The following is a 2,129-nucleotide window of genomic DNA, read 5'->3' as shown; positions in this document are numbered from 1 at the left end:
CGCAGCACGCCGAGCAGCGACGCAACCAGCGCAGCAGAGCGCTGCATTGCGACGCCCACGCGCGTTTCCGCCGTCGCGCCGAGACGCCGCAACTCATGCGCGATCGCGCGCGACCACACATCGAGTTGCGCATACGTCACATGCTCATCGCCATCGATTAGCGCGATCGCTTCGGGCCGCGCGCGCGCCTGCGCGGCAATCCGCGCCGTCACCGGTTCGTAGGCGAACGTGGACGGCAGACGTGGCGACGGTTGATCACCGAGTTCAGGCAGTTCGAACGATGCAATCCGTGCATCGGGAGCCGCGCTCCACTGTTCAAGCAAGCCCGTGAGATTACGCGCTAACCGTTCGATGGTGGACGCGTCGAAGACGTCAGTCGCGTACGTGAACGCCAGGTCGATCGCGCCGTCGGCAGCCTCGGCGATATTGAGCATCAGATCGAATTGCGCCTCGCCGTTGTCGACTTCCTGCACCGTCACGCGCAGTCCCTCGCCGAACGATGCAGCGAGATCATGGCGCTGTTGCTGATTGACGAGCACCTGAAAGAGCGGTGTCTGCGCCAGGTCGCGCTCCGGTTGCACCGCCTTGACGACGCTCGCAAACGGCACATCCTGGTTCGCGTAAGCGCCGAGCAGCCGCTCACGCACATCGTCGATGAGTTGCGCCGCGCGCGTTTCGCCGCGCGGCGCGGTGCGAATCACGACAGTGTTGACGAAGAAGCCGGCGACGTCCGCGGCTCCCGGCAGATCGCGGCCCGCGAGCGGCACGCCAAGGCGAATGTCGGACTGGCCCGAGTATCGGTAAAGCAGCGCATCGACTGCGGCGAGAAGCGTCATGAAGAGCGTCGCGCGACGTGCGCTTGCGAGCGCGCGCAACGCATACGCAGTGCCGGCGGGCACGCGCACGCGATGACGCGCGCCGGGCGCGCAGCGCGAGCCGGAGCGCGTTCGATCGTATGGCAGCGCAAGCGTCGCGGGAGACTCGTCGTCGTTCGTGAGCGCTGCGCGCCACCATTCGAGTTGTTGCAACTCGCGCTCGGGCGTCAGTCGAGCCGCGCGCGCCGATATCAGTTCGCGATAAGCGGCGGCCGATGTGGCGGCGATGTTCTCATCGTCGGCGATAGACGCGACAGATGTCACGGACGCAGCAGGACCCGCTGCGCAGTAGTCGCGATACAGGCGCGAGAAATCGGCGAACAGGAGACCGAGCGACCAGTCGTCGCTGACGATGTGATGCAGCACCAGATGCAGCACGTGACAGTCGTCGGCCATGCGCACGAGCGTCGCGCGCACGGGCGGCTCGGCGCTCAGGTCGAACGGCGTGCGAACGAGCGCGCCGAGACACGCGGCCAGCGCTTCCTCGCTGGTGTCGTTGGTCTCGGTGTGCGTGTTCGTGTTCGGCAAATCGAGCAGGCGGATCTCGCTGCGGCATGCGTCGTCGATGCGCTGGTATGGAACGCCTTCTATCTCGGCGAAACGCATCCGCAGTGCCGGATGCCGCTTGCCTAGCGAGACGAACGCTGCACGCAGCGCATCGACGTCGAGCTGGCCGTCGAACCGGAGCGCACCGTTCACGTGATATGCCACGCTCTGAGGATCGAGCTTCCACAGGAACCACAAGCTTTGCTGCGACGGCGAAAGCGGCATTGGCGCGGTGACGTCTGCTTGACGGGCGATGTCGGCGGCGGTGGCGGCAGCGGTGATGGAGAGCGCAGCAGCATCACCATCAGCAGCAACCGCAACGTCGGACGCCGACCTCTGCGCGTCGTCGGCTCCAGCGGATTGCGCGGCGCTCAGCAGCGTCGCGAAGTCTTCGAGACGCGGATGTTCGAACACTGCTCGCAGCCTGGGCGCGTCGCCGAATTCTTTACGCGCGGCCGACAGGACACGCACTGCCAGCAGGGAATGGCCTCCAAGGAGGAAGAAATCGTCGTGTGCGCCGACGCGCTCGACGCCGAGTACCTGTTGCCAGATCGCGGCAAGCTTTGTCTGTGTTTTGCCGTGCGGTGCGACATAAGTCGCGCGGCTCGAAGCGACCGCCTCCGGCGCAGGCAATGCGCGGCGATCGAGCTTGCCGTTCGGCGTCAACGGAAAGCGCTCAAGCTCCACATACGACGACGGCACCATGTG

Annotated in this window: 1 protein-coding gene; it reads right to left on the bottom strand. The window is 65.9% G+C overall.

Annotation, left to right across the window (positions count from 1 at the left end; genetic code table 11):
• The coding region (locus J2W46_RS34250; RefSeq protein ID WP_310360445.1) for a condensation domain-containing protein at positions 1 to 2,129 on the bottom strand (2,129 nt) is incomplete at both ends.

It is taken from the genome of Paraburkholderia strydomiana, assembly GCF_031456815.1.
Lineage (GTDB): Bacteria > Pseudomonadota > Gammaproteobacteria > Burkholderiales > Burkholderiaceae > Paraburkholderia > Paraburkholderia caledonica.
This window is presented reverse-complemented; position numbering and strand designations above follow the sequence as displayed.